The 20,188-nt window shown below is 54.3% G+C and carries 20 protein-coding genes; 2 read left to right on the plus strand and 18 right to left on the minus strand.

What is annotated here, in order from left to right:
- Window positions 1-62: 62 nt before the first annotated feature.
- Window positions 63-1,220, plus strand: coding sequence for an acyl-CoA dehydrogenase family protein (locus tag DBV39_RS19915; protein WP_227870916.1), 1,158 nt, complete (start codon window positions 63-65; stop codon window positions 1,218-1,220).
- Between the two features lie 14 nt (window positions 1,221-1,234).
- The gene (locus tag DBV39_RS08735; RefSeq protein WP_108621209.1) at window positions 1,235-2,797 is read left to right on the plus strand and encodes an acetolactate synthase large subunit; all 1,563 of its coding nucleotides are present in this window, start codon (window positions 1,235-1,237) and stop codon (window positions 2,795-2,797) included.
- Window positions 2,798-3,007: 210 nt separating this feature from the next.
- On the opposite strand, the gene recO is transcribed toward DBV39_RS08735, so the two are convergent.
- The 18 genes from recO to clsB form a co-directional block, all read right to left on the minus strand.
- Window positions 3,008-3,601 (minus strand): DNA repair protein RecO, encoded by a 594-nt coding sequence (gene recO / locus DBV39_RS08740; RefSeq protein WP_108621210.1) that lies wholly within the window; start codon window positions 3,599-3,601, stop codon window positions 3,008-3,010.
- A complete protein-coding gene (era, locus tag DBV39_RS08745; RefSeq protein WP_108621211.1) occupies window positions 3,594-4,487 on the minus strand; it encodes a GTPase Era in 894 nt (297 codons plus the stop codon). Before era ends, recO begins: the two co-directional genes overlap by 8 nt.
- A gap of 7 nt (window positions 4,488-4,494) precedes the next feature.
- On the minus strand, window positions 4,495-5,253 hold the full coding sequence (gene rnc / locus DBV39_RS08750) for a ribonuclease III (protein WP_108621212.1): 759 nt from the start codon (window positions 5,251-5,253) through the stop codon (window positions 4,495-4,497).
- A gap of 46 nt (window positions 5,254-5,299) precedes the next feature.
- A complete protein-coding gene (lepB, locus tag DBV39_RS08755; RefSeq protein ID WP_108621213.1) occupies window positions 5,300-6,094 on the minus strand; it encodes a signal peptidase I in 795 nt (264 codons plus the stop codon).
- Window positions 6,095-6,110: 16 nt separating this feature from the next.
- A complete protein-coding gene (gene lepA / locus DBV39_RS08760) occupies window positions 6,111-7,904 on the minus strand; it encodes a translation elongation factor 4 (protein ID WP_108621214.1) in 1,794 nt (597 codons plus the stop codon).
- Window positions 7,905-8,021: 117 nt separating this feature from the next.
- Window positions 8,022-9,518, minus strand: coding sequence for a Do family serine endopeptidase (locus DBV39_RS08765; RefSeq protein ID WP_227870872.1), 1,497 nt, complete (start codon window positions 9,516-9,518; stop codon window positions 8,022-8,024).
- A gap of 48 nt (window positions 9,519-9,566) precedes the next feature.
- Window positions 9,567-10,541: a MucB/RseB C-terminal domain-containing protein gene (locus tag DBV39_RS08770; RefSeq protein ID WP_159078881.1), complete on the minus strand. Its 975-nt coding sequence runs from the start codon at window positions 10,539-10,541 to the stop codon at window positions 9,567-9,569.
- A complete protein-coding gene (locus DBV39_RS08775) occupies window positions 10,538-11,101 on the minus strand; it encodes a sigma-E factor negative regulatory protein (RefSeq protein WP_108621216.1) in 564 nt (187 codons plus the stop codon). The genes DBV39_RS08770 and DBV39_RS08775 overlap by 4 nt, the downstream gene beginning before the upstream one ends.
- A 12-nt stretch (window positions 11,102-11,113) precedes the next feature.
- The gene (gene rpoE, locus DBV39_RS08780; protein WP_108621217.1) at window positions 11,114-11,713 is read right to left on the minus strand and encodes an RNA polymerase sigma factor RpoE; all 600 of its coding nucleotides are present in this window, start codon (window positions 11,711-11,713) and stop codon (window positions 11,114-11,116) included.
- A gap of 504 nt (window positions 11,714-12,217) precedes the next feature.
- Entirely contained in the window at window positions 12,218-13,447 is a 1,230-nt protein-coding gene (fabF, locus tag DBV39_RS08785; RefSeq protein WP_108623186.1) for a beta-ketoacyl-ACP synthase II, read from the minus strand.
- A 144-nt stretch (window positions 13,448-13,591) separates the two neighbouring features.
- On the minus strand, window positions 13,592-13,831 hold the full coding sequence (gene acpP, locus DBV39_RS08790; protein ID WP_108621218.1) for an acyl carrier protein: 240 nt from the start codon (window positions 13,829-13,831) through the stop codon (window positions 13,592-13,594).
- 56 nt (window positions 13,832-13,887) lie between these two features.
- Entirely contained in the window at window positions 13,888-14,631 is a 744-nt protein-coding gene (gene fabG, locus DBV39_RS08795; RefSeq protein ID WP_159078882.1) for a 3-oxoacyl-ACP reductase FabG, read from the minus strand.
- Between the two features lie 4 nt (window positions 14,632-14,635).
- Window positions 14,636-15,574: an ACP S-malonyltransferase gene (gene fabD / locus DBV39_RS08800; protein WP_108621219.1), complete on the minus strand. Its 939-nt coding sequence runs from the start codon at window positions 15,572-15,574 to the stop codon at window positions 14,636-14,638.
- A gap of 54 nt (window positions 15,575-15,628) precedes the next feature.
- On the minus strand, window positions 15,629-16,618 hold the full coding sequence (locus tag DBV39_RS08805) for a beta-ketoacyl-ACP synthase III (RefSeq protein ID WP_108621220.1): 990 nt from the start codon (window positions 16,616-16,618) through the stop codon (window positions 15,629-15,631).
- Window positions 16,615-17,646: a phosphate acyltransferase PlsX gene (gene plsX / locus DBV39_RS08810; protein ID WP_108623188.1), complete on the minus strand. Its 1,032-nt coding sequence runs from the start codon at window positions 17,644-17,646 to the stop codon at window positions 16,615-16,617. Before plsX ends, DBV39_RS08805 begins: the two co-directional genes overlap by 4 nt.
- Window positions 17,647-17,727: 81 nt before the next feature.
- The gene (rpmF, locus tag DBV39_RS08815) at window positions 17,728-17,910 is read right to left on the minus strand and encodes a 50S ribosomal protein L32 (protein WP_108621221.1); all 183 of its coding nucleotides are present in this window, start codon (window positions 17,908-17,910) and stop codon (window positions 17,728-17,730) included.
- A 250-nt stretch (window positions 17,911-18,160) separates the two neighbouring features.
- The gene (locus tag DBV39_RS08820; protein WP_159078883.1) at window positions 18,161-18,781 is read right to left on the minus strand and encodes a YceD family protein; all 621 of its coding nucleotides are present in this window, start codon (window positions 18,779-18,781) and stop codon (window positions 18,161-18,163) included.
- A 115-nt stretch (window positions 18,782-18,896) separates the two neighbouring features.
- Window positions 18,897-20,126: a cardiolipin synthase ClsB gene (clsB, locus tag DBV39_RS08825; RefSeq protein WP_108621223.1), complete on the minus strand. Its 1,230-nt coding sequence runs from the start codon at window positions 20,124-20,126 to the stop codon at window positions 18,897-18,899.
- Window positions 20,127-20,188: the final 62 nt, after the last annotated feature.

The raw sequence follows: 20,188 nt of genomic DNA on the forward strand, positions 1-20,188 counted from the left end.
GACTGGAGATCCCTTCGCGCCTTGTCCAGATGGAACATGACCTTTTCGGGGGCACCACACACATGAATGATCTGACGTACTTGCCATTTTTTGATGCCGGACATCGCGACCTCTCCAGCGACCTCAGACACTGGGCAGGCTCACGTTACGCCAGTCGGGTCCACTCCGGCGACGTGGATGAGCTATGTCGCTCGTATGTCAAGATGCTTGGAACAGACGGATGGCTACGTCACTGCGTACCTGCATCAGTCGGTGGCGTGAAAGAGACGATCGATTCGCGCAGCATCTGTCTGATGCGACAAGGGCTAGGATATTTTGACGGACTTGCTGACTTTGCTTTCGCCATGCAAGGCCTGGGTAGCGGACCCATCTCGCTTTTTGGCACGCCGACACAACGCGATCGCTACCTGCCGGGTGTTGCGCAGGGCAAATCAATCAGTGCTTTTGCCCTCTCTGAACCGATGGCTGGATCAGATGCCGCAGCAATGACCACCACCGCGACTCGGGAAGGCAACGAATATCGGCTCAATGGCACCAAAACCTGGATATCCAATGCAGGGATTGCTGATTTCTACACTGTGTTTGCGCGATCCGAAGGTGATGACGCCCAAGGGGTGACTGCATTTGTGATCGATGCCGATACGCCAGGATTGCAGGTATCGGAACGATTCGATGTCTGCGCTCCCCACCCGATCGGCACACTGAGGTTTGAAGATTGCGTGATTCCTGCTGAACAACGCATCGGAGACCCAGGCAAAGGATTCAGGGTTGCCCTGCAGACTCTGGACGTGTTCAGGGCATCAGTCGGTGCTGCGGCATTAGGGTTCGCACAGGCTGCACTCGACATGGGGATGCAGCATGCTCAGAATCGCCCCATGTTTGGAACCACGCTGTCCGAGATGCAACTGACACAGGCAGCTATCGGGGAGATGTGCGCAGACATTGATGCCTCTGCACTGCTGGTGTATCGAGCGGCGTGGGAGCGAGACGTACTGAAGCAACGTACAACCCGGTCAGCGGCTATCGCCAAGCTTTACGCGACAGAAGCTGCCCAGCGAGTCATTGATCGCAATGTGCAGTTACACGGCGGACTCGGTGTCAAGGTGGGACATCCAGCGGAGATGTTGTATCGTGAGATACGCGCCTTGAGAATTTATGAGGGTGCAACCGAAGTGCAGAAGATTGTCATTGCGAGACAGACTGCAACAGAAAGTATTTGAGGAGATAAAGTTTCATGAATGGATCACAAGCGATGGTCAAGACGCTGCTTGATGGCGGCGTCGATGTCTGTTTTGCCAATCCCGGCACATCAGAAATGCATTTTGTAGCAGCGCTCGATCAAGCTACCCGAATGCGCTGTGTGCTGGGTCTGTTCGAAGGTGTCGTGACTGGCGCTGCTGATGGCTACTACCGGATGGCATCCAAGCCAGCTGCGACCTTGCTGCACCTTGGACCCGGACTGGGCAACGGATTGGCAAACCTTCACAACGCGAAGCGTGCACGCTCCGGTATCGTTAATATCATTGGCCAACATGCGCTGGACCATCTGCATAATGATGCGCCCCTGAACTCCGACGTCGAGGCAGTCGCACGCCCGATGTCGCACTGGGTCAAGACAACGGTGTCTGCCACCCAGGCTGCAGCCGATACAGCCGAGGCGATATCCCAGGCAAACAGTCAGCCCGGACGCATTGCCTCACTTGTCTTGCCTGCCAACTGCGCTTGGGAAGATGCCGATCCAGGGAAATACACATTTGAACCAGCTTGTGTAGCAGCAGCCCCGCTTGCCGAAACAGTTGACAAGATTGCACAGCTACTCTCCGACCCCGAGCAGGCCAAGCAAACCGTCTTGCTGATTGGTGGGGCAGGAATGATGGAGAAATCCACCTGGCTTGCCGGACAAATTGCCGCCAAGACTGGCTGCAAGCTATTCGCAGAGCCACGTAGCATGCGACTTGAGCGTGGCCGGGGACGCGTAAACATTCGACCCTTGCCATTTCCTGTCGATGGTGCAGTCAAGGCTCTTCAAGGCACCCGCAATCTGGTGCTGATTGGTGCCACGGATCCTGTGGCATTCTTTGCATACCCAGACAAGCCTCGCCGGGTTGCACCGACTGATTGCAAGATCACGCATCTTGCCACTCCGGTGCATGATGTTTTTGCGACACTTGAAGCACTGTGCGATGCGGTTGGTGCTGCTTCCCAGACACCCGCTCAACTCGCCACTGACCTGGCATTGCCAAGCTTCGTTGATGGCAAACCTGATGCCAGTAACATCGGCATGGTGATTGCTGGAGCATTGCCCGAACACGCCATTCTGGTGGATGAGGCGGTCACATCGGGTCGACAACTTGCAGACTCGATTCCGTACGCTCCCCCTCACGATTGCATTGACATTACCGGAGGAGCGATCGGGTTCGCGCTACCAGCTGCCGTCGGTGCTGCAGTCGCGGCACCTGATCGCAGAGTTGTCGCACTCGTGGGTGACGGTGCCGCCATGTATACAGTTCAGGCTCTCTGGACCATGGCTCGTGAACAGCTGAACATCACTGTTGTAATTTTTGACAATCGCTCATACAGAATTCTGCGGGGAGAACTCGCCAACATGGGTGGACCGCAGCCTGGAGAGAATGCACGCCGCATGCTGGATCTGGACGCACCTGATCTCGACTGGGTTTCCATGGCCAAGGCGCAGGGCGTTCCTGCGGTCAAAACAGATACGTTGGCTGGTTTCGATCAGGCCCTCAAGAAAGCCAATGCAACACCTGGTCCAAGCCTGATTGCTTTGAAAATTTAAACCTGCGTTCTGGCTTGACCAAAGCTTTTAATGCGTGCAGAAAGACAATGGACAATCAGTACTGATTGTCCATTGTCTTTAGAAGTCAGGCCGTTTAAAAAGTGTTCTCTACGCTTGTCGAGGAGGAAAATGACTTGCTGGCAATGACAATCGAGAAGGCGAATTGGCCTCGCAAGAGTCAAGAACAGACAGAAAGAGATACTGCCGCGATTATCCTTGTTGACGCAAACTCATCATAACCTTGCGGCTCATCAACTCGACATCTGGTAAATACTCCTCCAGGTGCCTGCGTATCCTCAGACGCAATGACTCTGCCTGCCCAGGATCGTCAAAGTCCGGCAAAGGTCCCTCCAGGCCGTAACCGCTCTCCCTTAGCAGAACCCATTCAAAACGCCTCAAGGTCATCGCCTGCGGATAGCCAGAAGCCAACCTGGCCAGTGCCTGTGCGTATGCAGCGTAAAGAGCCGGATGAGCATCTTCGCGTGCGAACAGCTTGAGTATCAGCTCGTTCATATACCAGCCAGCCATGAGTGCGTTTGAAGGCATTAGCAAGATACCTCGGGTCTCTGCATGCGTAAGCGTCCTGACCTCCCCTCGCCCGCTCCATGACAGCAACAATGGTTGAAAGGACTGAAGAACTGTTCGCAAACCCGAAAATGGTCGCTTGGCGCCTTTCGCGGCAACCAGCAAAACCCCGTGGTCTCTTGAAAAAACCTTGGCGATGACTGACGTCTCACGCCAGGCAGTAGTGTGCAGGATGAAACCATCCGCATCGAAGACGCGAGTCTGCTGCCGGCTACTCATATCCCAGGTCGCGCAAGCTTGCTTCCCGGTCAGCCCATCCTTTGCGAACTTTGATGTAAATTTCCAGATGAACCGGCATGTCAAGCAACTGAGCGATTTCTTGTCGTGCCTCTGTTGCGATACGCTTCATGTGCATGCCTTTCGCGCCAAGCAGTATGGGCCGGTGAGATTCTCGCTCGACAATCACACAGGCCGAAACCAGTACTCGGGCTGGAGCCTCTTCCCACTGCTCGATAACAACCGTACAGCCATATGGCAACTCATCTCCAACAAGGCGAAATATCTTTTCACGAATGAGTTCAGCCGCCAGAAACCTGACAGGACGATCCGTCAGCGCATCTTCCTCGAACATGGCCTCACCCTCTGGCAGGCGACTGGCCACCTCATCAAGCAGAACATCGAGTTGCTCACGTTTGACAGCACTGACCGGAACAACTGCAGCAAACGGAAACCGTCCCGCGAGATCTGCCACGAACGGGAACAGGGACTCTCGACTTTTGATTGAGTCAATCTTGCTGAGCACCAGAATAACATTCGTGCGATCTCTGAGCATATCCAGCAATTGCTGATCACCTGGTGTCCATTTGCCTGCCTCAACAACAAACAAGATGACGTCTACATCAGCCAGAGCCTGGGTGACGACTCTGTTCATCATCTTGTTCATCGCCCCGCCGTGACGCGTCTGGAATCCCGGCGTATCGACAAAGACAAACTGCTCTGCTCCGCGGGTCAGAACCCCATGGATGCGATGCCGCGTCGTTTGCGCCTTTCGAGAAACAATTGAAATCTTTGCACCGATTAGTGCATTGGTCAGCGTCGACTTGCCCACATTTGGTCTACCAACGACCGCTATAAACCCGCAACGGGTCACCTCTGGCTGAGTCATGATTCTCTTAATTCCCTTCTTCGGGTAATGCTTGCAACGCTGTGCTGGCGGATTTGGCAGAACGACTGCGCGCATGTCGAGTGCCCTGCAAAGGCCTATCCTTACGCAAACTCTGCAAGATGCTATGAGCAGCCGCCTGTTCTGCCGCTCGCCGGCTTGTTCCAACTGCGACAACTTTCAGACTCAGCGCTGGCACTTCGCAGGCCACCTCAAACTCCTGATCATGGGCAGCCCCACGGGTGTCTATGACCCGATAAGCAGGCAGATCCAGCCGATGCCCCTGCAGATACTCCTGCAACAACGTCTTGGGATCCTTTCCGACTGTCCGCGGATCGATACCTTCGAGCATGGGGCCGTACAGCCGTTCTATGACATTTTTTGCCGCCGCAAAACCGCCATCCAGATAGACTGCACCAAATATGGCCTCAAGTGCGTCAGCAAGAATTGATGGTCGCCTGAAGCCACCACTTTTAAGTTCGCCCTCTCCAAGTCGCAAAAGGTCCGAGAGCTTGAGACGCTGTGCGATATCGGCCAGCGAGGCCTGTTTGACCAGGCTCGCTCTGACTCGGGAGAGATCACCTTCATCCAGCATCTGGAATCGATGAAACAAAAGTGACGACATGCTGCAGCCCAGCACAGAATCACCTAGAAACTCCAGTCGCTCGTTGTTTTTTGCACTGAAGCTACGATGAGTCAGCGCAAGCTCGAGAAGCAGCGGTTGCTCAAAAACGTAACCTAGATCAGTCTGCAAGGCTGAAAGCGTCATGCCTGCACCTCCACCACGATGGATGAGTCCTGAACGATCATAGATCTCAATTAAAACGCCCGATCCGGCTTGGCTCGGAAAAATTCATCCAGATAAAGAAAGCCCGACCCACGATATTTTCCGACGGTACAAATCCCCAGAAACGACTATCCAGACTGTTGTCGCGGTTGTCACCCATTGCGAAGTAACTACCCTCAGGAACCTTGCAGATCATGCCGTCAGAGCGATATTGACACTGGTCCCGATCCGGGAAACGCCACACCGGACGCAATTCTTGACGACTTGCAGGATCGACAAGGATCCGATTCTCTTCCTTGCCCAACTGTTCAATGAACTGCGACTCGTACGCAAGACGATCTGGTTCGAAATACTCGCCATCACGCTTGACAGGCACTTCCTGACCGTTGATATACAGTCTCTTGTTGAGGTAGGCAATCTCGTCTCCCGGCATACCGACAATCCGCTTGATGTAATCAATGGATGGATCCACTGGGTAACGAAACACGACGACATCCCCACGCTCAGGGTCACCGAGTGAAATAACTTTAGTGTGAATGATAGGCAGTCGGATTCCATAATCATACTTGTTGACCAGAATCAGGTCTCCCGCTTTAAGGGTGGGAAGCATTGAACCCGAAGGAATGCGAAATGGTTCGACCACAAACGAACGCAATACAAAGACAAACAAAATCACCGGGAAGAAACTCGCCCCGTACTCGACCCACCAGGGCGTCTTGTCTTCTGGTGAGCGTTTGTGACGCAGGAAAAACCTGTCAAGCACCCACACTGACCCGGTGATCAGCATGGCAATAAATAAGATCAGAGAAAAATTCCAGCTCATGCCTGTACGTTCCCTTTCACTTGTCGTCGACCTGCAGAATCGCGAGGAACGCCTCTTGAGGAATCTCGACGCTACCCACCTGCTTCATACGTTTCTTGCCGGCTTTCTGCTTTTCAAGCAACTTTTTCTTGCGAGAAATATCACCGCCGTAGCACTTTGCAAGCACATTCTTTCGCAGAGCCTTGACGTTCTCACGTGCAATGATCTCCGCACCAATGGCCGCCTGAATGGCCACATCGTACATCTGCCTTGGAATCATCTCCCGCATTTTGGAAACCATTTCCCGGCCTCTATAACGCGCGTTGGCGCGATGGCATATCGTCGAAAGTGCATCAACACGGTCACCATTGATCAGAACGTCGACCCTCACGACATCCGAGGCCCGATACTCTCTGAACTCGTAGTCCATCGAAGCATAGCCGCGCGAGACTGATTTAAGCTTGTCAAAGAAATCCAGGACAATCTCTGCCAGCGGTATTTCATACTGGAGATGGACCTGGCGACCGTGATAGCTCATGTCGAGCTGAACACCGCGTTTCTGGTTACACAGAGTCATTACAGGTCCGACATACTGCTGCGGCATGAACAGCGTGACATGGACCACTGGTTCATGAATTTCCCGAATCTTGCCTATCTCAGGCATTCTCGACGGACTCTCGATACTGAGCACTTCGCCATCATTCAAGACAATCTCATAGACCACCGAAGGTGCGGTGGTAATGATATCCATGTCAAATTCGCGCTCGAGTCTCTCCTGCACGATCTCCATGTGAAGCAGACCGAGAAAGCCGCACCGGAACCCAAAGCCTAGTGCCTGGGAAACCTCCGGCTCAAACATCAAGGCAGAATCGTTTAATTTGAGCTTCTCCAGTGAGTCGCGAAGCTGATCGTACTCACTGCTTTCCACAGGATAGAGACCTGCAAAAACCTGTGGTTTGACTTCTTTAAAACCAGGCAACGGTGACGGCGCGGGCTTGCCTGCATGGGTGATCGTATCGCCAACCTTGGCATCCTTGAGCTCTTTAATACCCGCGATCAGAAATCCAACCTGCCCCGCCGAAAGATTGTCACGGGCGATCGCTTTTGGAGTAAACACACCAAGCTGATCCGCGGGATGGTTGGCCCCTGTCGCCATGAACTGCAATTTGTCCTTGACCCGCATGGTGCCATTCACGATGCGCAGCAACATCACCACACCAACATAATTGTCAAACCAGGAATCAATGATCAATGCCTGCAGCGGCGCGTCAGGGTCTCCCTTGGGCGCCGGCACTTTGACAATGATCGACTCCAGGATCTCATCAATGCCCATGCCGGTCTTGGCGCTGGCCGCAATGGCATGGGACGCGTCGATTCCAATGACGTCCTCGATCTCTCCTCGGGCTCCTTCCGGATCCGCCTGAGGAAGATCCATCTTGTTCAGCACCGGAACAACCTCCACACCGAGATCGATCGCGGTGTAGCAGTTTGCTACGGTCTGTGCTTCCACCCCCTGCGATGCGTCCACGACCAGCAGTGCTCCTTCACACGCCGACAAGGAGCGACTAACTTCGTAGGAAAAATCCACGTGTCCCGGTGTATCAATCAGGTTCAGGTTATAAATCTGGCCGTCCTTGGCCTTGTAGGCCAGTGAGGCAGTCTGCGCCTTAATCGTGATACCTCGCTCTCGCTCGATATCCATGGAATCCAGAACCTGAGCTGACATCTCTCGCTCAGCCAGGCCGCCACAACGGTGTATCAACCGATCAGCAAGCGTAGACTTGCCATGATCGATGTGGGCAATAATTGAAAAATTGCGGATTCGCTGCATAGATCCAGTCATAGACATGTCAGACACCCGATCTCGCGGATGCTCTCAAAAAACGAAAGGGGCGACACGCGCCCCTTTCGATGCGTCAATCCGGCATTTTAGCCCGATTGGACGTCACTACTTGCCTGGTCGCACCAGAACCCACTGGGTCTGGCCATCTCGCTGAATCATCATGCCGACAGGTTTGTCTTTTCCAGCCTCCTCGGCCAGTTTGACGAACTGCTGTGCGGATGACACGTCAGCATTTCCAACGGTCAGAATAACATCACCGGGAATGATTCCGGCCGACGCCCCGGCGTCCTTGCTGTCTGTGACTCTGACACCACCTGTCACGCCAAGTGCTTCTCGCTCCTGATCGGTCAGATTCACAACAGTGACGCCCATCGCTGTTGCACCTGCAGACTCGGGAGCAGGCGTATCCGGGCCGGCCGCACGCTCTGACGTACTGGGCATTTCACCAACGGTGATATCAAGCGTAACGCGCTTACCCTTGCGCCAGACATCCATCGTGGCCACTGTACCAGGCTTGCTCTGGCCGACAATGCGCGGCAGATCGGACCATTTCTCGATTTTTCTACCATTAAATGTCAGGATGATATCGCCTGGCAAGACGCCTGCTTCAAACGCAGGACCGTCCGGCATGACTCGACTCACCATGGCACCGGTTGCATCATCAAGACCGCTAGCCAGCGCAACATCTTTGCTGACATCGCCAATCTGAACACCAATTCTGCCACGCGTCACACGGCCCTCAGACCGCAATTGCTCGACAACTTCCATTGCCTCATCAATTGGGATCGCCAGAGAAATCCCCATGAATCCGCCGCTGCGAGACACGATCTGAGCATTGATTCCGATCACCTCGCCTTCAAGATCCAGCAACGGACCACCAGAGTTACCCGGGTTTACGGCAACATCTGTCTGAATGAAAGGAAGGTAGTCCCCGGTTTCACGTCCAATCGCGCTGATGATCCCGGCTGTCACCGTTGACTCAAGACCAAATGGCGAACCAATAGCGAGCACCCACTCACCTTTCTTGAGGTCCCTTGCAGTGCCAATCGGCAAAGCTGGCGTATTCTCAAGGTCGATCTTGATCAAAGCGACATCTGTACGTTCATCGCTTCCCACAACGGTGGCTTTAAACTCGCGGCCATCCGTCATGGTTACGAAGATTTCAGAGGCACCTTCGATCACATGGTGATTGGTCAGGATGGAACCGTCGTCGGAAATAAAGAATCCCGAACCCACGCCACGCGGAACTGTACGATCCGGGGACTCAGGTCCTCCGCGACGCTCCGGAGATGGTGCCGGGATTCCAGGCCCCTGAAAATCAGGACCGAAGAACCAGCGGAACATCTCAAACGGATCGCGTCCGCCCGCACCACCATGAGCCGCTGAAATAGTTGAGGTTGTCCTGATATTAACGACACCCTGTTCAGACTTTTCAACGATATCAACAAAATTCGGCAGACCTGCACTGTTTACCTGTGCCGAGGTTGTGGCGGTAAAAAAAGTAACCGCCAATGTCAGAAACGCAAGTGCAAGCAACTTCGACGATTGCCTGACTGCTGTCGAATTGCCTGGGCGACTCGACGACATGAAAAGCTTTCTCATGATCAACTCCATCTGGATTTTCTTATGAACACAACCTGTCCGCAATATTTACTCGGACACCCGGTTGATTGAGTCGGCAACAATCTGGACAGTTGCCGCAGGAACCTCTCCGACAATCATTACCCAGTCATCACCGACACGTTTGCCATACAAATTCACTGAACCGATATGACGCGGGCCGGTTGAATGGTGTTGAGACAAGTTTTCCTGATAAGGTTCAATAAAAATCGAGATATTCGCCAATCCATCAGTGAGAATGATCTGATCAACCTCGCGCCCGTCCTGGAAAAGACGGCGAGCCTGCTGGGAAATTTGATAACCGTCCGGCACGACGTACCGCCAGCCCATTGCATTCAGGTCGACTGCCACAGGTTCCCGGTTGACTTTCTTCCAGCCAGATACATCCCACGGAGCAACAAATTCCTCATCTGAAATCGGTACACCGATCTCAACCTGCGTGAATGCAACCTGCTGACTAATACGACCGCCCGGTTCCAGCACCTGCGCCTTGAGCAACAACCCAGTCGATTCGTCAGCACACAACCGGAACTGTGGACGCAAGTTATCCTTCGGAACAATATCCACTCTGACACATGAGCGTCCAGCAATCCTGCCGGGCTTTTCCGAACGGGTCAACTGATAATGTTCAGAAAAATCCGGCCCACTGGCCATTAGCAAACCGGGGAAACGGGCATTACCTCTCGATTCGATCAGCACCAGCTCACGATCGGGAATCAGGCAGTGAACAACATCGTTGTGTCGGTGAAACTCTCTCTGCACATTATCCAGTACCTCGAGACGCTCCTGTTCATTACCGTCCCGATAACGGTGTGTGATCCGGTAAGCCTGCATCTGACCATTGTTCTGATAGGCAAACACGCCCTTGTAGTCCAGTGTGCGGGCGGCCTCCTGAATCTGTTCAAGCAAGTTTGAAGCAGTATCTGAACGGGCCAGCACGGCTCCCACCGGCAGCAGGCAGGCAACAAGTCCCGCTACGACCAATCGGGCAAACTGTCCCTTCACCGTGTGCTCCCAGGCATGAACGATGCTTGCTGAATCGAGATTGGCCCTGCCCACTGTCTGTGCGCCTCAGTGTAGTCACTCAAAACAGACTCGTTCACTGCGGGCGCCGTGACCGGGGTAGTTAGGGCAACTTGAGACTGCTCTTCCACGAAAAGTGGCTGCGCCACCCAGACGACAGAAGCAACTGCGGCACTGACCGCGACCGTCGGCCATGCAAACCATCGTCGCCATCCTGTGGCCTCTGCACCCGCTTCACCCCCTCTTGCTCGAGAACTGGCGCGAGGCCCGGGCTCAGGACGGTGCGCAGGCTCGCGCTCTAGCGCTGCCGCCATGCGGGCAGCAAATGTTTCGGAAACAGGTCCAACAGCCTCAGAGCGGCGCATGATATCGCCGATCAAGTGGTACGTTGCCCAGTCACTTGACTCACACCCGGCGATGGCACGGGGCACATCCGCCTGATCGAGCTCACCATCCACAAGGGCACAAACCAACTCCCGGGTTTCCGTATGTTCGATCACGACAGTCTCTTCAGACTGAATCCCATGCTTGTTCTCAGACATTGCTCACCTTCATCACCAGCGCCGATCGCCTTGTTGCTCAATCAGCGGTCGAAGTTTGGCTGCGATCGCTTCTCTTGCCCGGAAGATTCGTGATCGCACCGTCCCAATGGGACAATTCATCGACTGAGCTATCTCTTCGTAGCTCAGGCCTTCAATCTCACGCAACACAATTGCCGTTCGCAACTCATCTGGCAGTTGCTGAATCGTATTATTGACACTAGCCGCCACTTCCTGGCTTGCCAATATCGACTCAGGAGTGTTGTTGTCAGTTAGGTTATCGATTTCGTCAAAAGTTTCACCATCTTCCGACTGATTGATGTTTGGGGAGCTAGGCCGACGTCCTTGCGACGCCATCCAGTTGCGAGCAGTGTTGATCGCAATTCTGTAGAGCCAGGTATAGAAGGCACTTTCACCCCGAAACTGAGGCAAGGCTCGATAGGCTTTGATGAAAGTTTCCTGCATGACATCCTCGATCTCTGACTGGTCACGCAGCATTCTGGACAAAAGACGGGTGATCTTGCGCTGATACTTGAGCATAAGCAGATCGAAAGCCCGTTTATCCCCCTGCTGGACACGGGCAACCAGATCGGCATCTGCCTGCTTTTCGCTCATGCATGCCTCCCGGATCTAGCAAGCCATCGAAGCACAAGCGTCAACCTCCGGTACTGCTCGGGAGCATAGTGATGTCTCCAAAAAACCAGTCTGAGACCTCTTAGGCGAAAGTGAGAATCATGGGCGCACAATTGAAGAACCATGCAACACGGGTGAAAACGCAACGTTTGCGGCCTTAGTGCAACCTGCCCATGCTTTACCAGGCAGGCTCCAATGTGCGCAAGACGCACGACCACACATTTTTGATCTCTCACGGTTGAACGGTAAGTCAGCAGCAGGGTCGCTATAGCAATTGAAAACGTCACAGCAGTTAGCGCTACCGCTGGCAACGCGATCACCAGACTATCGGGCCTGACCCACCAGAAACCAGCCAGCGCCAGACTGACACTTACACAAAGCAGGATGCCCGCACTAAGGCTTGTGCCCACCCAGTCAGGCTTTCCGGCATGAACATCGAACAGCCAGGCTTTCCTCCAGACAGATCCTGGGTCCGACGCCATCGAATCAGACTCGACGAACGAGCATGGAACCATTGGTTCCACCAAATCCGAATGAATTGGATAATGCGATCTGGATCTCCATCTCCCGTGCCTGGTTAGCACAGTAATCCAGATCACATTCCGGATCCTGATTGAAGATGTTGATAGTCGGAGGAGAAACCTGGTGATGAACAGCAAGCGTTGTAAACACAGCCTCGATACCACCAGCAGCGCCAAGCAAATGCCCTGTCATGGACTTGGTCGAGTTGACAACAAGCTTGCGTGCGTGATCGCCAAATGCCAGCTTCAAGGCTTCTGTTTCATTCTTGTCGCCCAGAGGAGTTGACGTACCATGCGCGTTGACATACTGAACCTCGTCGAGGTTGATGCCACCGTTACGCATCGCCAGTTCGATACCACGTCGCGGACCGTCCTGATCGGGGGCGGTAATGTGGTGGGCATCAGAACTCATACCATAGCCGGCGAGTTCGCCATAAATCCTTGCACCACGTTTGCGAGCGTGCTCATACTCTTCGAGCACAAGCACACCGGCACCTTCGCCCAGCACGAAACCATCCCGATCCGTGTCCCAGGGGCGCGACGCGGTTGTCGGATCATCATTTCGGGTCGACAATGCCCTCATGGCTGCAAATCCGCCAATACCCAGCGGGGAAACCGTAGATTCAGTTCCACCGGCGAGCATGACGTCCGCATCACCGTACTCGATCAAACGACCTGCATCCCCGATAGAATGCAGTCCGGTAGTACATGCTGACACAACGGCGTACGAAGGCCCTTTGAGTCCCAACCGGATTGACAACTGCCCGGAGACGAGATTGATGAGCGAGGCAGGCACGAAGAAGGGAGAAATACGACGGGCGCCGCGTTCCAGGTAATCCTTCTGGGTTTCCTCGATCCGCTGAAGCCCGCCGATCCCGGAGCCGACAATCGCGCCGATCCGCGGGGCATTCTCTTCATTCACTTCCAGACCTGCATCCTGCCAGGCTTGTACGCCCGCTGCAATCCCGTAATGAATGAAAGTATCCATCTGCTTGACTTCTTTAGCCGGCAGATAGGCAGACACGTCAAAGTCTTTCACTTCACCCGCGATGTGCGAGTTGAAGTCAGTAGGATCGAAACGGGTGATCCGTCCGATTCCACTGCGACCATTGACTAAATTATCCCAAGCGGTCTTGATATCGTTGCCCACGGGTGAGACGATACCTAGACCTGTAATGACAACACGTCGTTTCAAGACCTGCTCCTGAGCCATCCGTATACAGGCGGCCTGTCTGGTCAGATCAGCAACACCCAAGAGAAAGTTCAAGGAACCCGTGTGCCATTACCGACCTTGGCCGCCTGGGTGCACGTGGCAAAGCCACGCCATTCAGACGAAGATTTATTTCTTTGAGTTAGATTCGATGTAATCAACAGCCTGCTTGACGGTCGTGATCTTCTCGGCCTCTTCGTCGGGAATCTCGGTTTCGAACTCATCTTCCAGAGCCATCACCAACTCAACCATGTCAAGCGAGTCCGCACCGAGATCGTCAAGAAATGAAGATTCGTTCTTGATCTCGGCCTCGTTTACGCCAAGCTGTTCAGCGACGATTTTCTTGACGCGCTGTTCGATGCTTTCCATTCATATCTCCAGTGGGGAAAAATCCTGTGAATTATAGCCAAGCAGGATAAAGATTATCATGACATGTACATGCCACCATTGACATGTATCGTCGTACCCGTAATGTAACCTGCTTGCGAGGATGCAAGAAAGGCTACTGCATGTGCAATATCGTCCGCGCTTCCCAGTCTCCCAACGGGGATCTGGTTCAGCAAGGCCGCTCTTTGCTCTTCACTCAGTGCCCGGGTCATATCGGTATCGATAAATCCGGGCGCTACACAATTTACCGTGATATCACGACTGCCCAGTTCGCGGGCTAGCGCACGCGACATCCCTGCCACACCAGCCTTGGCTGCCGCGTAGTTTGCCTGACCAGCGTTGCCACTCGAGCCTACAACCGACGTCACGTTAATGATTCGCCCCCATCGGGCTTTCATCATGGGTCGGATAGCAGCACGGCTGACCCGAAAGACGCTGCTGAGGTTAGTCTGCAGCACGGCCTCCCAGTCTTCATCCTTCATTCGCATCGCCAGCGTATCCCGTGTGATGCCTGCATTATTGACAAGGATCTGGGGACCTCCATGCTCCTTGGCCAGGCGATCCATCAGCTCGGACACCGCCTGTACGTCATTTACATCCAGTGCCACACCCCAGCCACCCTGGGCCTGCAATGTCTCGGTTATCGCTGTCGCACCACTTTGCGTAGTCGCAGTTCCAACGACCATCGCACCTTGCCGTGCAAGTTCCAGCGCGATCGCCCTGCCAATCCCTCTTGACGCGCCCGTTACAAGTGCAAGTCTTCCGCTCAAATTCATCTGCATTTCCTCACGACGCCTGACGCAATGTCTCAATGGCTTCCTGCATGCTTGCAGGATCGTTGACTGACAATCCAACCAGCGAGGGGTTGATCCGCTTGACCAGTCCGGTCAACACCTTGCCAGGGCCACACTCAACCACATGGGTCACGCCATGTTGCGCCATCGCTTCGATCGTTTGCGCCCAACGTACCGGATGCCATGCCTGATCAACCAATGCCTGGCGAATGGACGCAGGATCCGTATGGATTTGTACATCAACGTTGTGAATCACAGACACATCGGGCGTTTTCAAATCGATCGCATTAAGTACTTCCTGCAGCACGGCGGCAGCGGGTCGAAGCAGACTTGAGTGAAACGGGGCTGAAACAGGCAGCAGGACGGCTCGTTTGGCGCCAGCGCCTTTTGCAGCCTTCATCGCACGCTCGACAGCCTCCTTATGACCTGCAATCACGACTTGTGAAGGGGCATTGAAGTTGACCGCCTCGACCACTTCTTCCTGAGCACTTTGCTGACAGACTGCCAGCACTGCGTCATCTTCAAGGCCAAGAATCGCCGCCATCGCGCCGGTTCCCACGGGCACAGCCGCTTGCATTGCATCCGCACGAACCCGCACCGCACGTACCGCATCTTCAAGTTCGATCGAGCCAGCAGCCGTCAATGCTGCATATTCTCCGAGACTGTGCCCAGCCATCAGGCTGGCCTGTGGCCCGCCTGCGGCTTTCCATGCCTCATACATGGCCACCGAAGCAGCCAGCATTGCCGGCTGAGTGTGAGTCGTCAGATTAAGCTGCTCGGCGGGTCCATTCGCAATCAATCCAGCCAGATCCTCACCAAGCGCCTGTCCTGCTCTGTGCAGAACCTCCATACTGACATCCTGACCCTTCCAGACATCCATCATTCCGACAGCCTGGGAGCCTTGACCGGGAAACACAAAAGCGAATTTCATGGTGGTACCTATTAAGCGAATTGAATGGTTCGATGGATGTCTGACTTGTGCCTTTCACCCGATGCGGGCAACAACTGTTCCCCAGGTAAACCCTCCGCCGACTCCTTGAAGCACGATTCGCTGACCGTTCTGAATCTGGCCGCTACGTCGTGCGTGATCAAGGGCGAGCGGCACACTGGCTGCGGATGTGTTGGCATGCTGATCAAGCGTCACAATAACCTGATCCATCGACAAACCCAGCTTTTTAGCCAGAAATGTCAGGATACGCAGGTTCGCCTGATGTGGGATCAACCAGTCAACATCGGCAATACTCAGCCCAGCCTGCTCCAGCGCATCTCGTGCAGACTTCTCCAGTACTGAAACTGCCTGTTTGAATACCGCCTGTCCGTCCATTCTGAGAAAAGGATCTCCCGTGACATGACCGGAATGAACCTGTCCAGGCACACAGAGAATACTGCTCAGGCTACCATCAGCATGCAACTGAGCAGCTTCGATGCCAGGTTCGTCAGACGCCTGAAGCACGACCGCACCTGCACCATCACCAAACAGGACACAGGTCCCGCGATCATTCCAGTCGAGGATGCGAGAAAACACTTCGGCACCGATCACCAACGCGCAGCGCGAACGCCCCGCCTTGATAAAACTGTCTGCCGTGGTCAGTGCATACACAAACCCGCTACAGACGGCCTGCACATCAAAGGCGGCCGCCCCGCGGTTGCCCAGACTGGCTTGAACCAGACACGCAGTGCTCGGAAAAATGTAATCAGGCGTCGATGTTGCGAGAATAATCAGATCAACATCCTGTGCCTGGACACCGGCGTCTTCCAGGGCTCGCCTGGCAGCCTGCGTCGCAAGAACACTTGTCGTCTGAGAGTCATCTGCAATGTGGCGCTGGCGGATGCCTGTACGACTCGCGATCCACTCATCCGACGTCTCTATTCCACGTTCAGCAAGCTGACGGGCCAGGTCATCATTAGTCACAACGGTGGAAGGCAGAAAGCTTCCAGTCCCGACGATGCGAGAGTAAACAGGATGAGTTGTCATTTTTGCGGATCAAGCGAATCTGCACCGGAACCGGCAGGCAGGCGAGTCAATTCGGAAATTGTGGAGGCGATGCGGTCAAGCAACCCCGTACTGACCGCATCATACGCCCTATCGAGCGCACACCCAAATGCGTATACATCTGCAGAACCGTGACTTTTAAACACGACACCCCTAAGACCCAGCAGGGCGGCACCGTTGTATTGCCGATTATCGACACGCTTCTTAAAGCGGTTCAGAACCGGCCTTGCGAACAGCCCGGCGAGTTTGGTGAGTGGACTACGGTGAAACTCTTCATGAATCATGCTGCCCAGCATTCGCGCCAATCCCTCAACTGCCTTTAACACGACATTTCCGACAAATCCATCACAGACAACCACATCGACCGTTCCTCGAAAAATGTCGTTGCCTTCCACATTGCCATAGAAATTCAAATGACTGGCGCGCAGATACTCAGCCGCAAGCTTGACCGTATCGTTGCCCTTGATGACTTCCTCGCCAATGTTCAGCAATCCGACACTTGGCTGACTGTCAGGTTTGTTCACCTGAGCCAGCGCAGTTCCCATAATGGCGAACTGCAGCAGATGCTCAGCGGTACAGTCCACATTGGCACCAAGATCCAGGACAGTGGTCGTGCCGCCTTTCTGGTTTGGCATTGCCGTGGCGATCGCTGGACGATCGATTCCTTCGAGAGTCTTGAGCACGTAGCGTGTGATCGCCATCCAGGCGCCGGTGTTGCCCGCAGACACACAGGCTTGCGCTCGCCCCGCCTTGACCAACTCGGCCGCCACCCTCATCGAAGAGTCTTTCTTGCGACGAAGAGCGACCTCAACCGGGTCGTCCATCAGGACGACTTCGGAAGCATGGACCACCTCAACCCGCTCAAGTAACGAAGGGTCTGCCTTGCATTGAGACAGCGCAGACTCGACCGTCTCTTGTTGCCCGACAAGCAACAATTCACAGTCTGGATACCGATTCGCGAACCCGAGGGCGGCAGGCACTGTCACGGAGGCGCCAAAATCGCCCCCCATGCAGTCAATTGCGATACAAATGGATGCACTCACAGCCAATGCTGCACAAACCGGTCAAAAACCGGCTTGCACCTGACCTGTTTACTCGTCAGCTTTGGTCTTCAGAACTTTACGTCCACGATAAAAGCCGGTTGGACTGATATGGTGGCGCAGGTGCAGTTCACCCGTCGTGGGTTCAATTGCTGTGGGCGGGGTACCCAGAAAGTCGTGTGAACGATGCATACCGCGCTTGGACGGTGATTTTTTGTTTTGTTGAACAGCCATGATGACTCCTTCAGAATCGCGTATTGTACGCGCGTATCAAGTTCAAAGTTAAATCCTGCAGAAACCTGCAGAGCCTGTTACTGCGGCCATGACAACACGGCCTGCACATCAATCTTTCTTGCATCTTGCCTCAAGGCAATCATGCCATTCCCGCCGGACTGAACCAGCTAGCCTCATACTCCTGGTCACGGCAGAAAGTTTACATACGTCAATCGCGCACAAACTGCGCAACCTCGGCACCCTTGACGCTTTACTGCCTGCCCTTGAGTCGGGCCAGCACGTCAAACGGATTTGGCTTTTGCTCAACGCCCAGGCCTTCATCTTCCGCACCGACATCATGCAGGGGCGCCTTGGGCTGACATTTCAAATGCTTGGGCACGTAAGGAATTGCGAGAATCAACTGGTCCTCCAGCAATTCCAGCAAATCAAACTGGCGGCTTCCGACCACTACATCTGACTCGTCAGGATCGATATCCTCGTTATCAAGCGCGTCAAACTGGGCCTGGGTCACGACGTCGAACCGCACGCTTTCGAGTAGCGTCTGAACCATTGGTTCCAGACAGCGCTGACAGGTAACCAAGACCTTGGCCTGCACTTCGACCTCAATACTTGAACGCCCACCAACACGGGACTCCCCGGTCACCTCGAACCAGACGACTCCTTGCTCGTCTTCGGAGACTGACACCAGATCCCTGATAACCACCTGATCGAGCAAACCTTGCACGAGTCGGGACAACGTCACCAGAGGAAATGCGCCCTTTAGCGTGCGCTGGTTTCGAACCAGATCCCATAGATCGATGGTCTTGGGAACACCCCAGTTCGACTGACAACTCACTCGCCAGTCACGTGCGCTATTCCATTCAGTGTTCATCTGTACCATCACTGGAAATCAATCTACCCGGACGGGCTTGCCCATAGCAAGCAACGCAAAGCCTATTATCATAACCCGGATCTGGCTTTTACGTCAGCAACCAACCTGGCGGTGATCAATATTCAGCGGACTTGCCGGTTAACGCAACACCAGCTCTTAGCAACCTGTAAGCAGCCATATCAACCAGTCGGGCCCACCAAGACAAGCCGACCAGATTCGCCTCGTTCACAGGCACAGCATGACATGCGATCTCTTGCTCGAGTTGCTGCTTGAGTTCGGCCGCAAACGATGGGCTTTTAACCAGGACGTTTGCCTCACGAGCAAGCAAGAGACTAAATGGATCAAGATTGGAAGAGCCGACCATCGCACCATCATCGATAACAGCAACCTTTGCATGCAGGAAGCTGACCTTGTACTCATAAATTTCCAGACCCGCGCGCAACATGGCCTGGTATCGATGACGGGATGCCTCGTATTGCAACGGGTATTCCGATCGCCCCTGCAGGAGTAGTCTGACCCTCACACCCCGGCGAGCGGCATCAGCCAAAGCGCGGCGCAATCTGAGTCCAGGAAAGAAATACGCATTGGCGATCAGAACCTCTGTTTTCGACGCACTGATTGCCTTGATATAAGCATCCTCAATCGTGCGTCGGTTGCCGATGTTGTCGCGCAAAAGCAGAATCGCGCACACGCCGTCCTGATAGACTGGCTGCTGCCAAAGTTTCTGCTTTCGGGCCCAGTCGCGCCAGCGCAATAGCCTGCGATAGAAACCTCCCCAGTCATCCCGACGCCGCCAGCCCATCCGCAACCACAGTCTGCGCTGAGCTCGCGATACATCTGTCACGAGCGGGCCTTGAATTCTTATCGCAAAATCAAACCGCGGACGAGCTGCACTACCTTGGTCCGGCACATCCACCAAGTCATCCAGAATATTGATACCGCCCACAAACGCGACACGATGATCCACCACCATGGTCTTTCTGTGCATTCGGCGTAACCGCCTCAGACTCAGGCGAATCCAGCCGATGCCCTCGGGCTCTGGCCGATAGACTCGGCACCGTGCGCCCATACTCTGCAACCGACTGACCAACACCGGGAGCTGACGCATTGATCCAAAGCCGTCGAGTACCACACGCACCTTGACTCCGCGCCGGCAGGCGCTCTCGAGACAATCAAGCAAAGCCAGGCCAGACACATCAAGATTGAAAATGTACGTTTCGAGATGAATCTGATGTCGGGCAGCATCAATCGCCGCAAACATCGCCGGAAACAACTCAGCTCCGTTGCGCAGAAGTTCCACATGCTGTCCGGCTCGCCAGCGGTGGCCAAGATCAAACTCGCTCATGATTATTTTGCCTGTTTCGCAGCCTGACCCACAAAAGCCACATTCGCAGCAGATAGAATACG

Source organism: Orrella marina (assembly GCF_003058465.1).
In the GTDB taxonomy this organism is placed as follows: Bacteria; Pseudomonadota; Gammaproteobacteria; order Burkholderiales; family Burkholderiaceae_B; genus Algicoccus; species Algicoccus marinus.